Annotated in this window: 15 protein-coding genes and 1 pseudogene; 2 read left to right on the top strand and 14 right to left on the bottom strand. The window is 60.8% G+C overall.

From position 1 onward, the window contains the following. The coding region (locus AC2FNB_RS18810) for an META domain-containing protein (protein ID WP_496748383.1) at nucleotides 1–327 on the top strand (327 nt) is incomplete at its 5' end. On the opposite strand, the gene recO (AC2FNB_RS18815) is transcribed toward AC2FNB_RS18810, so the two are convergent. The 11 genes and pseudogenes from recO (AC2FNB_RS18815) to acpS all read right to left on the bottom strand — a co-directional run bounded on the left by recO (AC2FNB_RS18815) (nucleotide 311) and on the right by acpS (nucleotide 8,297). Beyond that, nucleotides 311–1,036 (bottom strand): DNA repair protein RecO, encoded by a 726-nt coding sequence (recO, locus tag AC2FNB_RS18815; protein ID WP_496748392.1) that lies wholly within the window; start codon nucleotides 1,034–1,036, stop codon nucleotides 311–313. The genes AC2FNB_RS18810 and recO (AC2FNB_RS18815) overlap by 17 nt on opposite strands. 68 nt (nucleotides 1,037–1,104) lie before the next feature. Beyond that, nucleotides 1,105–1,584, bottom strand: a complete 480-nt coding sequence (locus AC2FNB_RS18820; RefSeq protein WP_496748393.1) for a GNAT family N-acetyltransferase — start codon at nucleotides 1,582–1,584, stop codon at nucleotides 1,105–1,107. A 308-nt stretch (nucleotides 1,585–1,892) separates the two neighbouring features. Continuing rightward, nucleotides 1,893–2,048: pseudogene (recO, locus tag AC2FNB_RS18825) on the bottom strand (DNA repair protein RecO); the annotation flags it as partial. Nucleotides 2,049–2,265: 217 nt separating this feature from the next. Further along, nucleotides 2,266–2,469 (bottom strand): hypothetical protein, encoded by a 204-nt coding sequence (locus AC2FNB_RS18830; protein WP_496748384.1) that lies wholly within the window; start codon nucleotides 2,467–2,469, stop codon nucleotides 2,266–2,268. A gap of 4 nt (nucleotides 2,470–2,473) precedes the next feature. Continuing rightward, nucleotides 2,474–4,045 carry a hypothetical protein gene (locus AC2FNB_RS18835; protein WP_496748385.1) on the bottom strand — a complete coding sequence of 524 codons (1,572 nt, stop codon included), beginning with the start codon at nucleotides 4,043–4,045 and terminating at the stop codon, nucleotides 2,474–2,476. Nucleotide 4,046: 1 nt separating this feature from the next. Further along, a complete protein-coding gene (locus AC2FNB_RS18840) occupies nucleotides 4,047–4,445 on the bottom strand; it encodes a hypothetical protein (RefSeq protein ID WP_496748386.1) in 399 nt (132 codons plus the stop codon). Nucleotides 4,446–4,872: 427 nt separating this feature from the next. Next, complete coding sequence (locus AC2FNB_RS18845) at nucleotides 4,873–5,202, bottom strand: DUF1491 family protein (protein WP_496748387.1); 330 nt, start codon at nucleotides 5,200–5,202, stop codon at nucleotides 4,873–4,875. Beyond that, nucleotides 5,199–6,107, bottom strand: coding sequence for a GTPase Era (gene era / locus AC2FNB_RS18850; RefSeq protein WP_480752047.1), 909 nt, complete (start codon nucleotides 6,105–6,107; stop codon nucleotides 5,199–5,201). Before era ends, AC2FNB_RS18845 begins: the two co-directional genes overlap by 4 nt. A 195-nt stretch (nucleotides 6,108–6,302) precedes the next feature. After that, nucleotides 6,303–6,986, bottom strand: coding sequence for a ribonuclease III (gene rnc / locus AC2FNB_RS18855; protein ID WP_480752049.1), 684 nt, complete (start codon nucleotides 6,984–6,986; stop codon nucleotides 6,303–6,305). Further along, nucleotides 6,983–7,819: a signal peptidase I gene (gene lepB, locus AC2FNB_RS18860; RefSeq protein WP_480752051.1), complete on the bottom strand. Its 837-nt coding sequence runs from the start codon at nucleotides 7,817–7,819 to the stop codon at nucleotides 6,983–6,985. Before lepB ends, rnc begins: the two co-directional genes overlap by 4 nt. Before the next feature lie 58 nt (nucleotides 7,820–7,877). Continuing rightward, nucleotides 7,878–8,297, bottom strand: a complete 420-nt coding sequence (acpS, locus tag AC2FNB_RS18865) for a holo-ACP synthase (RefSeq protein ID WP_480752052.1) — start codon at nucleotides 8,295–8,297, stop codon at nucleotides 7,878–7,880. A 121-nt stretch (nucleotides 8,298–8,418) separates the two neighbouring features. Between acpS and AC2FNB_RS18870 the strand changes: the two genes are divergently transcribed. After that, nucleotides 8,419–9,270, top strand: a complete 852-nt coding sequence (locus AC2FNB_RS18870) for a CE1 family esterase (protein ID WP_496748388.1) — start codon at nucleotides 8,419–8,421, stop codon at nucleotides 9,268–9,270. 9 nt (nucleotides 9,271–9,279) lie between these two features. On the opposite strand, the gene AC2FNB_RS18875 is transcribed toward AC2FNB_RS18870, so the two are convergent. The 3 genes from AC2FNB_RS18875 to AC2FNB_RS18885 all read right to left on the bottom strand — a co-directional run. Next, a complete protein-coding gene (locus AC2FNB_RS18875; protein WP_496748389.1) occupies nucleotides 9,280–10,107 on the bottom strand; it encodes an MBL fold metallo-hydrolase in 828 nt (275 codons plus the stop codon). A 90-nt stretch (nucleotides 10,108–10,197) separates the two neighbouring features. Continuing rightward, nucleotides 10,198–10,818, bottom strand: coding sequence for a LysE family transporter (locus tag AC2FNB_RS18880; protein ID WP_496748390.1), 621 nt, complete (start codon nucleotides 10,816–10,818; stop codon nucleotides 10,198–10,200). Next, nucleotides 10,815–11,304, bottom strand: a 490-nt coding sequence (locus tag AC2FNB_RS18885; RefSeq protein WP_496748391.1) for a pyridoxine 5'-phosphate synthase, incomplete at its 5' end; no start/stop codon positions are given. The genes AC2FNB_RS18885 and AC2FNB_RS18880, both read right to left, overlap by 4 nt.

Genomic DNA, 11,304 nt, shown 5'->3' on the forward strand with positions numbered 1-11,304 from the left:
GCCGCCTATGGTGCGGCGGACCGGACATGGGGGTTGCAGGAAATCGACGGCGAGGTTTTTGCCGCCACGGCGACGCTGACCTTTCCCGAACCGGGAAAGGTTGCCGGTCAGGCCCCCTGCAACGCCTATTCCGGCGTGCTGGATGCGCCCTATCCCTGGTTCGAGGTGCGCGATATCGCGGCGACGCGCAAGGCCTGCCCGGACCTTGAGGCCGAGGGCACCTATTTCGCGGCGCTGATGGCGATGACCCTGTCGGAGGTGTCGGGCGAGGTGCTGATCCTGCGCAACGATGCGGGGCACGAGATGGTGTTCACAGCGACCGAGTGAAGAGATCGACAAAGCGGGAGCGCGCCTCGGGCAGGGGGTGATGGCCCAACGCGGGCGCAACGCGGTGTTCGAAGAAATGCCCGGTTGTTGTCAGCGCCTGCGCCACCTCGGCATCGGGCGACGGCCCCTGCCCGCGCAGGCAGGGCGGCAGCGGCAGCATGCGGTCGGCCCATTCGCCCGCCCCCTGCGCGGTCACCGCGCGACCCGATTTCGGCGAGACATAGACCAGCCCCTCGGTCGCGCCGGTCACCGCGCAGCGGCCAAGATCGAGGCCGAAGCCCAGCTCCTTGAGCAGCGCCAGCTCCCAGCGCAGATAGGCCAGCGGCCAGACCTCATCCTGACCCAGCAGGTCCATCAGCTGTTCCGAGTGTTTGTAGAGGCCGGGGTGCGGTTCGCGTTCGGGCAGGCAGAACGAGAGCAGCGCCACCACCGCGTTCAGCCCCGCCAGCGGCAGACGTCCTGAGAACGCCGCCGCCGCGCGCGAGCGCAGGGGTTCGACATGGAAGGCGCCCAGATGCTCCTGAAGCCGGGCGCGCCAGGTAACATCCAGCTGGGCGCCGGGTTGCAGGATGGGGGCGATCTTGCGGCTGGCGCCGCCCCGCACCACGCCCGCGTGACGGCCATGGGTTTCGGTGAAGACCTCGATGATGGCCGAGGTCTCGCCATGGCGGCGCGTGCTCAGCAATATGCCGTGATCCCGCCAGTCCATCGCCCATCCCTGCCGTTGCCGTCGCCGCCACCTTGCCCTCAAACGCCTCGGCGCGGCAAGGGACCGGTTCAGTCGGTGTCCAGCCGGAACTTGCGGAACCGGGCGCCGGCATGGTCGACCTCTCCCACGTATTCCGCACCCAACCGCCGCAGCGCGCCAAGGTGCCGCCGCGTGGGCGGCAGCAGGAAGGTGACATGGGGAATGCGCGGGTCATGCCGGGCAAAGGCGAGCATTCTGGCCGTGATCGCAAGGCCAAGCCCGAAACGGTCGGGCTTGAGCACCAGGCCGAAATCCCACTCCCCTTCTTCTTTCTGAAATCCGCCCCAGCCGGCATAGGCCCCGTCCAGCAGGATCGCCCAATGCCCCAGCCCGTCGCGCTGCCAGCAGGCCTCTTTGGTGGTGACGAATTCCCGCGCCACTGCGTCATCCCAGGCAAATGTCAGCAACGGCATGTGTTCGGCCATGCGGGGATCGGACATATGCGCCACGATGTCGCCGAGCGGAACCTCGGTGAGCCTTGCAAATGAAATCGGTTTTTCGCGCGCCATCAGGAACCCGGTGCCGTTGAACAGGGAATGAAGCCTGCCGTGCCCCATTACACCGGCCACGGCAAATCACATAGGCATCATTTGCACTTTTTATTGATCGCAGCGATCCGCGCCTTGAGCCTTTGCTGATATTCGCCGGTCAGCATTTCAAAGCGCTTCTTTTCGGTGCCGGCCACAAGCCCGATCAGTGCGCCTGCGGGCGTGACGGCGGCAATGTCGAGCGCCTGCTGTTTGTTGACATGATCAAGCTCGGAATTGAGCGCGCGAATGTCGCCCTGGGCGGTGGCGCAGTTGATCGGTTGCTCGGCCGCGCCGGGTTGCAGGATCGGTGCGATCTTGCGGCTGGTCCCGCCCTGCACCACACCGGCATGACGCCCGTGGGATTCGGTAAAGACCTCGATAATCGCCGAGGTTTCGCCGTGGCGGCGAGAGGTCAGTAGGATGCCGTGATCGCGCCAGTCCAATTCGGGGTCTTGTCGGTGAAAAAGCTGTGGTGTTCCCAGAAAATCGCGAAGGGTTCCGTTCTGCAATGGTTTTGCGCATCTAACGCGGAAAGATACGTGAATCGCTTGGTCCGACGACAGGGGGCTAGTGATCTAAGCGGACAAACTGTGAATTCGCTGCAAGCGCACCAATGGCTGCTTCAGGAAAATCGCCTGCTTGCTGTTGAGTTGGGCTGGCTCAGTTCAGCGAATCCTTGAATGGTTTTGGATGCGCGAAATATGGCATGGGATTGCCATCCGCATCTTCTACTTCAATGCCGTAGAGCGTTTGTGTGCGTGGTTCAGGGACGTGAGTGGGCTTTTTGACCCACTCGAACTTTTTGAACCCGTAGTCACTGGGGCTGAAAACCTGCGTAAACGTTTTGGGGGCATCATCGCTCACTAGCTCAGACCGCCACACGCTTGCGCATCTTGGCCGCTTTGCGTTGCTTGGCTTCCATCGTCTTGCGCTGTTTGCGGTTCAGTGTCCGTTGCGGTTTGGCAGAGGCACTTGGCGAATGCACCACGTCAAGCGGTTCGTTGCGCGGCATGGCTGACAGTGCAGTGCCTTTGAGCGGTTGAACAGGGCCGCGATCCAGCACCATGGGGGCAGCTAGGCGCGGGCCTTGGCTTTCCCATTCAGCTGCTTTGTAGATGTCCTCAAGCGTTGTGCCGGAACAGGCCAGTATAAAATCCTCTGGCTTGGGCAGTGTCTCACCAAAATCCCAGAGGAACGGCATAGGTTCGCCATCACCTACGCGGATCAGCTCGTCATCACCGACAACACCGCCACCGTGTTCAATCAGGTCAGCCACGGCGAACGATTTGCGGGTTTTGCCTTCGCCGACAAGGAAGCGTGTGCCAAGACGGATTCGGCCTTCATCGTTCTTCACAACCGTGCCGTCTGCTTTGCGTATTTGCGTGACCGCTTGGACGAAACCATCGCGAGGATCGCCGACAGGGACATTAGTTGCGGCGCGAAGTTTTATGCCGTCACGGTGCTCGATCATGCCGTCGTCGCGCAGCACGTCGATCAGGGTCTCGTATTTTTCGGCTTTCTTGCTGTCAGGGCGATAGTAGACGTGGCCGGGGGTCACAGCCGTTCCGTGAAAATCGAGCAGAATTTTGACATCATTGGTCATGGTGCGCGGGACATAGCCCGGAACCATGTTGCCATTCTTGTCGTGCGAAACGACGTAATCGCCGACACGGATCAGCTCAATCGGCTTCTTCCAGATTTTGGCGCGTACCGCCTCTTGGTCGTATTGCTTGTACGGGTTGTTCGGATCAGGTGCGAATTCAAGATCAAGCGGCCACATGTCGATAGGCACTTCAGGGCCGAAACAACTTCCGGGCAATACATTCCCAGTAAACTCTTCATATTTGGAAGCGATAGCTGTCACTTCTGCAGAATCATAAAACCTTTCCAAATGAGTTCTTAGAACTACCACCCCAAGTTCCCCATCTAACTCGACAAGGCGTTGCAGTTGTTCATCTGAAAGGCCATATTTTGCGACCGCTGCAGAGAACTGGTTTCCTCCATTGAAATCACCACTCGGGGAATAAGTTGTGCCGCGTGAAGGAGAGTGCCAAGCGTGGCGCGTAAGTCCAAGCTCGTCAGAGATCTCGCCATGCTGTAAATAAAACTCAGGAGTATGAAGTGCATTTGGCCCTAAACCCCGGTGAGTTCCGTGCATTAATTCGTGCAATACAATGGCGTCGGATACGCTATCATCTCGAATCCAGATTGTATGTTGACCGGCGATATTCTGGCTGAAAACTGCATTATACCCCAGTTGAGTTGGATCAAATCCAGCATTTTGCTTGAACCATTGGAGATCTGTCGTGAAAGTCACATTCGATCTAGTAAATGAATATCCTCCAAGAGCATCAAATTTTTGAACAACATTTTGAATCGTAGAAAGATCCGTCCCAGATAGCCCCTGGTATTCAACGGTTGCGTTAAAGAGTGTGTCCAACTTAATTACCTTCCCAGATTTCAGCGATGTTTTTGATGTCGATTGGATTAATGACATTCTGAAAAAACGAATTTTCTAAATAGTCACCACAAAATGACCCATTTTTAACTATGCGAGCAGGACTTTCAAAAAAAAATCCACCAAAAGTAATGGGTGTATCGATTGGCAGAGACGTGGAACACTCGGTTGAGCCGTCTGTAAAGCAAGTAACGTTTAGTTGAACCGAAGCGTTTTCAAGCCTGTTGATTTGACCATTAGTCATTATGTTCCCAGTAAAGGTGTAAGCCTCAAAAATTGTGATAGTACTGGCCCCCAAATAACCATTTATTTCCCGCTCTTGGCTCTGGGTCTGTATCCAAGTGTTCTCTGGGCGCAGCTCTAGCTCTCCATAGGTACTCAAGTTTAGCAATCCTGAAAATATCGCGCTGTCAGGTGAAACGACCATCAACTTTAAAGATTCTAGGATATGATCTTTCTGGGAAGGCAGCGTCTCGCCTTGTAAGTCCGTTTCAATTGGTGGGGGACAGGAATTAGCATATGAGACGCCAGTGTGCGCGACAAGAAGTATAGCACCCAAAGGCGCAAATTTATGTATTTTCGGCACAGGAGTCTTTCACCAGAGGACTTGCACCATAATAGGTATCCGAAACGGTGGTTTTTGTCACGTACAATCGGAACGTGAGCGGTCAATGGCTTAGCTGTTACATAGACCTATGACAACAGGTTTGGGGTTTTGAGAGGTTTTTGAGCCTGTGATTAAAAGCTGCCGTTCATGCTTGGTGCAGCATCGGTCGAAGTGGGCTCAAAACCGACATGCATCTGGCCCGCTACTCCAGCCCCTCTTCGCCCAGCAGGTGCCGGCCTTGCCGGTCTTCGACCTCGATCACCCAGAGGTCGGGGTCAAAGCTGCGCTGGCGCTGGATGGCGTGATCCACGTCGCCCTCGGGGCCAGAGGACAGTTCGACCCATATGCGTTCACCGCTCATCAGATCAAAGCTGCGCTGAAAGGCGGTGGCCTGCCCGTCGAGCGTGTTGAGCTTGACCAAAACCGCGCCCGCGGTGTCATCGCCATGGGCCACGACAAAGGCGGGGATTTCCAAAAACCGGAGCCGCGCCAGATAGGCGTGAACCCAGAAATCGGCCGTCAGGCGGGTCATGCGTTGCCGTCTTTGAAATCCAGACCCATTTCCGAATAGCGCTCGGATTCCTCCAGCCAGTTGGGCCGGACTTTCACTTGCAGGAACAGGTGGATCTTGCGGTCGAGGAACTCTTCCAGTTCCGCCCGCGCGGCCTGACTGACGGCCTTGATCGTCTCGCCCTTCTTGCCCAGAACGATGCCCTTGTGGCCGTCGCGCATGACATAGATGACCTGATCGATTCTGGCCGAGCCATCCTTGCGTTCCTGCCAGCTTTCCGTCTCGACCGTCAGTTGGTAGGGCAGTTCCTGATGCAGGCGCAGGGTCAGCTTTTCACGCGTCATTTCGGCGGCGATCATGCGCATCGGCAGATCGGCGATCTGATCTTCGGGATACAGCCACGGCCCCTCGGGCAGCTGCTGGGCCAGCCATTTGCGCAGATCCTCGACGCCATACCCGCGCTCGGCCGAGATCATGAAGGTCTTGGCAAAGGGATAACGGTCGTTCAGATCCTTGGTCAGGCCCAACAGCACGTCCGATTGCACCTTGTCGATCTTGTTGATTGCCAGCGCGACCTTGCGGCCCTGGCCGATCTCGCCCAGACCCTCCAGAATGCGCTCCACCCCTTCGGTGATGCCGCGATGGGCCTCGACCATCAGCACGACGATATCGGCATCCGCTGCCCCGCCCCAGGCGGCCGCGACCATCGCGCGGTCGAGCCGACGGCGCGGCTTGAACAGACCTGGCGTGTCGACAAAGACAAGCTGCGCCTCGCCCTCCATCGCGACGCCGCGAATGCGGGCGCGGGTGGTCTGAACCTTGTGCGTCACGATCGAGACCTTGGCCCCGACCATGCGGTTCAACAAAGTGGACTTGCCCGCGTTGGGCTCACCGATCAGGGCAACAAATCCGGCGCGTGTGGTCATCAGTTTTCTATCCTGCTAGCAGGGCCGCACCCCTACAGGAGTTTGCCGTGGCGGACCAGAGGGATTCGCGCCGCGCAACTGCAAAGAAAAAGGGGCGCTGCCCCTCTTGCCCTGCGGGCAATTCACCCCGGGGTATTTTGAGGGACAGCGTCCCTCAATCGAAAGTCAAAAAGAGCGCGCCGGAGGCGCCCAACTTCACGACTGGCTCAGGCGATCCAGCAACGCCTTGGCCGCGGCCTGTTCGGCCTGGCGTTTCGAACCCGCTGTGGCCTGCGCTTCGGTTCCGTCCTGCAGCCGGGCGGCGATGGTGAAGACCGGTGCGTGATCGGGCCCGCTGCGTTTGACCTCGACATAACTGGGTGGTTTCTGGCCGCGCGCCTGGGCCCATTCCTGAAGCGCGGTTTTGGCGTCGCGGGCGTCGGCCTCGACCTTGTGGATACGGTCGCCCCAGAGGGCTAGGATGACGTCTCGGGCGGCTTCGAACCCGGCATCGCGATAGACGGCGGCAATGACCGCTTCCATCGCGTCGCCCAGCAGAGCCTGCTTGCGCCGCCCGCCCGACAGCATCTCGGAGCGTCCGAGTTTCAGCACCGCGCCCAGATCGACCTGGCGGGCGACATCGGCGCAGGTTTCCTTGCGCACCAGCGCGTTGAAACGGGGGGCCAGCTGGCCTTCGGCCGCGGTCTTGTCCGCCTCCAGCAGCGCGGTTGCCATCACCAGACCCAGCACCCGGTCACCCAGAAACTCGAGCCGCTGGTTGTCGGGACGGGTCGGCGCCGAGACCGAGCCGTGCGTAAGCGCACGCAGCAAAAGCTCGGGACGTTCGAACCGGTGGCCGATGCGCTGTTCGAAGGCCTTTATTTCGGCTGACAGTTTCACTGAACGCCTTCGAAGAACCGGTCGCCGCGCCAGGTCCAGAAGAACAGCATCGAGCGGCCCGCGGACGAGAACATGATCCGGTCGGCGCGCCCGATCAGGTTTTCATAGGGCACGAACCCCACGCCGCCGGCGGATTGCGGCAGGCGGCTGTCGCTGGAATTGTCGCGGTTGTCGCCCATGAAGAAATAGTGGCCTTCGGGCACTGCGTAGATGCCGGTGTGATCCGAGGACTGGTCGCCGATATTCAGGATCGTGTGCGACACGCCGTTCGGCAGGGTTTCGATCTTGCGTGACTTGATGCAGATGCCGCCGGTGCCGACCGGCCCGTTTTCGCAGCGCGGGCGCAGGCCCTGCGGCCCCTGAGGTGCTTCGATTTCTTCGAACACGCCGTCATCCTGCAGCTTGACCGGCGTGCCATTGATGATCAGGACGCCATCGCGCACCTGGATCTTGTCACCGGGCAGACCAATCAGGCGCTTGATATAGTCGCGTCCCGAAACCGGGTGGCGAAAGACGATCACGTCGCCGCGTTCCGGTTCGCCGCCCAGGATGCGGGTATTGTCGCCCTTCATCCAGCCGCAGATATCATCGGCATCTATGTTGATGCCGAAACGGGGCAGGATCAGGCTGGGACATGAGGCGTAGGAATAACCATAGGCCATCTTGTTGACGAACAGGAAATCGCCGATCAGCAGCGTCTGTTTCATCGAACCGGATGGAATCCAGAATGGCTGAAAGAACAGGGTGCGGAAGACGCCCGCGATCAACAGGGCATAGACGATGGTCTTGATCGTCTCCCACAGGGCGCCGCCGGTTTTGGCTTTCTCGGCCATACTGCTCTCTCCAGTCCTTGTCTGATTGGGTGCTACATGCGGGGCCGGTGGGGCCGAGTCAAGGCCGTGCGGCGGCTTCGTGACGGGGCCGCGCCTCGATCACCACAAAGGCCTGCGCCCAGGGGTGATCGTCGGTCAGGGTTACGTGGATGATCGCCTCGTGGCCTGCGGGCGTCATTTCCCTGAGCCTCTCCGCCGCCCAGCCGGTGACGTGCATGACCGGCTGACCCGAGCGGAGGTTCGTCACCGCCATGTCCTTCCAGGCGATGCCCATGCGCAGACCGGTGCCCAGCGCCTTGGAACACGCCTCTTTCGCGGCCCAGCGCTTGGCATATGTGCCGGCGGTATCGGCGCGGCGTTCGGCCTTGGTCTGTTCGGTCTCGGTGAACACGCGGTCACGGAACCGATCGCCGAACCGGTCGAGCGTTCGCTGGATGCGGTCGATATTGGCGAGATCGGTGCCAATTCCCAAAATCATGCGGTCCCCCTGGAATCTGTCGGCACAATCAACGCCAAACGGCCCCATATGGCAAGCAGATGCCGGGAATTATCTGTGCTACACTCCGGTCAAAGGCATGACCAACAAAACGAGGATCGCAATGCGCCGACTGATACTGCTGCTATATCTGGGGGCGTTCCTATCGGGCGCACAGGCGCAGGAAAGCACCTGCGGCGGGCCGGATGCGCCCTGTGTCGCGGGCGAGACCGAGTATCTGCTGGCCCTGCCTGACGGGGTGCAGGGCGCGCCCGTGGTCATCTTTCTGCACGGCTATGCGGCGACACCGAAAGCGGTGATGGGAAATGATGCTCTGGTCGGGGCGTTTACCGCGCGCGGGTTTGCGGTGGTGGCCCCGGCGGGGCAGGTCGATATCGGCAATCCCAAGGCGCTGGATTGGGGCGTGCATGACGGGCACCGCTGGCCGCGCGACGACAAGGCCGCGCTGGAAGCGGTCAGGGCGGACGCACTTGCCCGGTTCGGGTTCGACCCCGAGCGGGTCTTTCTGGCCGGATACTCTCGCGGCGGCTCGATGGTTTGGGATATCGCCTGCCAGACCCCGGATTTCGCGCTCGGCTACGCCTCGGCTTCGGGTGCCTTCTGGGAGCCGATGTGGCGGCGCTGCAAGGGGCCGGTGCACATGCACCACTCGCACGGATTTGCCGACCGGACGGTTCCGCTGGAAGGCCGGGAAGTCACCTTTGGCGGCTGGGATTTCGAACAGGGCAGTGTTTTCAAGTCTCTGGGGATCCTTGCCGAGACCAATGGCTGCGGGCAGATGGCGGATACCGTTTCGGCCAAGGGCGCGCGCTGGAACAAGGCATGGACCAAGTGCCAGGCCGGATCGCTGGTATTCTCGCTTGGCCCAAACGGGCATGGACGGCAACCGGACTGGGCGGACAGTGTGGCGGAGTGGTTTACAACCCTCTCGGCCCCTGACCGCGCACCCGACTGAAAGCCCGGCTCAGTTCACAAGCCCCGCATTGGTGAGGTAGGTTGCCATGCCCTCGATATTGAGCGGGCGCCAGGCTTCGTACTGGCCCCAGTCCTTGTAATCGTCGAGCGTCAGTTCGGCCTGGATGTCTGCGACCGGTTTGCCTGCCTTGAGACCTTCAAGCACACCGGCGCGCAGAGTTTCGAAATAACCCAGATGCTCGGCCAGATCCTCATGCGTGCCGATCTTGCCGTGGCCGGGAGCGAACACCTCGAAATCGAGTGCCATGGCGGTCTTGATCTGGTTGATCCAGTCATCCGCATTGGCGCCGCCCAGCGTCTGATAAGGCAGCCGGTCGGGCGCGGCGACATCGACGATGAAGCCCACATTCTCGGGGCGGACAACGACGGCCAGCATGTCCTCGCCATGGCCCGGGCCGAGATAGGTCAGTTCCAGGGTCTTGCCGCCCAGTTCGAGCGTGTGGCTGTCGCCGATGCGGAGATCCGGGGTTACGCCGTCGATGGCGTCGGGGGCGTTTGCATGGACGATCACCTGTGCGCCATCATGGGCGGACCCGCCCGAGGCGTGGTCCAGATGGCTGTGCGAATAGATCAGGTGCGTGACCGGCTGGTCGGTGATCTGGCCCAGATTTTCGTTCAGCCACGCGCCCGCACCGGCGTTGATCGGATCGACGCGAATTGTGCCTTCGGGCGTGGCGACGATCAGGGATTGATGGAAATTGTTGCGGAAGAGATAGACATCGCCCTTGACCGGGATCAGTTCGCGCTGCGCGTCCTGCGCCAGAGCCGCGCCGCCGACTGTCAAAAGGAAAACGGAAACGAGGGTTCTTGCAATCATCGAAGTATCCTCCGTGTTATGAATACCCCAAGATGCCATCCGGCTTGCCGTTACGGCAACGCGCCTCTGCTCACATGATTGTGAACCGGATCAGATCAGCCGTGCGGTCAGCAGTTTGAGCGAGGCGGCGCCGAAGAGAAGCCCGAAGGCCAGATCGAACCCGCGCTTGGCGCGCAGATAGGCGCGGGCAATGGGCGGGGCCGAAAACAGCAGGGCATAGCCGATGAAGACGGTGACCGACGTGGCGGACAGGGCCGCAAACAATAACCAGACCGACAGGGTGCCCGCCGCCGGGACCAGGGCAATGGCATAGATCGAACCCCATGCAAGGATTGCCTTGGGGTTGGTCAGGTGCAGGGTCAGCCCCTTGAAGAAGAACGCCTTGCGCGGGGCCGCAACGGAGGCGACCGTCGTGCCGCGCCATGCCGAGCGCAGGGATTTGAGCGCGAGATAAAACAGATAGGCCGCACCGGCATAGCGCACCGCCTCGAACAGCCAGGCATTGGCCAGCATCAGGGCGGAAAAGCCAAGCCCCGCGGCAATGCCCCAGATCGCCGAGCCGACCACGACACCCGCCGCGATCGCCACGCCAGCCGCCCGGCCATGCGCCATCGACGTGCCGGATATAGCCAGCGTCGCCGGACCGGGGCTGCCACCGGCCAGAGCCCAGCCGATCAGGATGACGGGGAGCGGGATCAGCAGGTCGGTCACGCGCGCGCTTCATCCATCAGTTTGCGCATTTCCGCAATTGCCGGGGTCAGGCCGCGAAAGATCGCTTCGCCGATCAGGAAATGGCCGATGTTCAGCTCGCGCACCTCGGGGAAGGCGGCGACGGGTTTGACGGTGTCATAGGTGAGGCCATGGCCCGCGTGCACCTCGAGCCCCAGCGAATGGGCAAAGGTGGACATCTGGCGCAGCGCTTCCAGTTCGCGTGCGGCGTCTTCCATCCGGCCTTCGGCATGGGCATCGCAATAGGCGCCGGTGTGCAGTTCGATCACCTCGGCGCCGATGCGGTGCGCGGCCTCGATCTGCCTCATGTCAGCGGCGATGAAGATCGACACGCGGCACCCGGCCTCGCGCAGGGGGGCGATGAAGTGGGCCAGTTTGTTTTCCTCGCGCGCGACTTCGAGCCCGCCTTCGGTGGTGCGTTCCTCGCGCTTTTCGGGGACGATGCAGACGGCGTGCGGCTTGTGGCGC

It is taken from the genome of Ruegeria sp. BHSB058 (genome assembly GCF_059613285.1).

What these genes read in the sequence shown, in the direction of transcription:
- recO (WP_496748392.1), bottom strand. Translation starts at nt 1,036, where the DNA reads ATGGACTGGCGGGATCACGGCATATTGCTGAGCACGCGCCGCCATGGC.
- acpS (WP_480752052.1), bottom strand. Translation starts at nt 8,297, where the DNA reads ATGATTTTGGGAATTGGCACCGATCTCGCCAATATCGACCGCATCCAG.
- lepB (WP_480752051.1), bottom strand. Translation starts at nt 7,819, where the DNA reads ATGGCCGAGAAAGCCAAAACCGGCGGCGCCCTGTGGGAGACGATCAAG.
- AC2FNB_RS18875 (WP_496748389.1), bottom strand. Translation starts at nt 10,107, where the DNA reads ATGATTGCAAGAACCCTCGTTTCCGTTTTCCTTTTGACAGTCGGCGGC.
- era (WP_480752047.1), bottom strand. Translation starts at nt 6,107, where the DNA reads ATGACCACACGCGCCGGATTTGTTGCCCTGATCGGTGAGCCCAACGCG.
- AC2FNB_RS18870 (WP_496748388.1), top strand. Translation starts at nt 8,419, where the DNA reads ATGCGCCGACTGATACTGCTGCTATATCTGGGGGCGTTCCTATCGGGC.
- AC2FNB_RS18845 (WP_496748387.1), bottom strand. Translation starts at nt 5,202, where the DNA reads ATGACCCGCCTGACGGCCGATTTCTGGGTTCACGCCTATCTGGCGCGG.
- AC2FNB_RS18820 (WP_496748393.1), bottom strand. Translation starts at nt 1,584, where the DNA reads ATGGCGCGCGAAAAACCGATTTCATTTGCAAGGCTCACCGAGGTTCCG.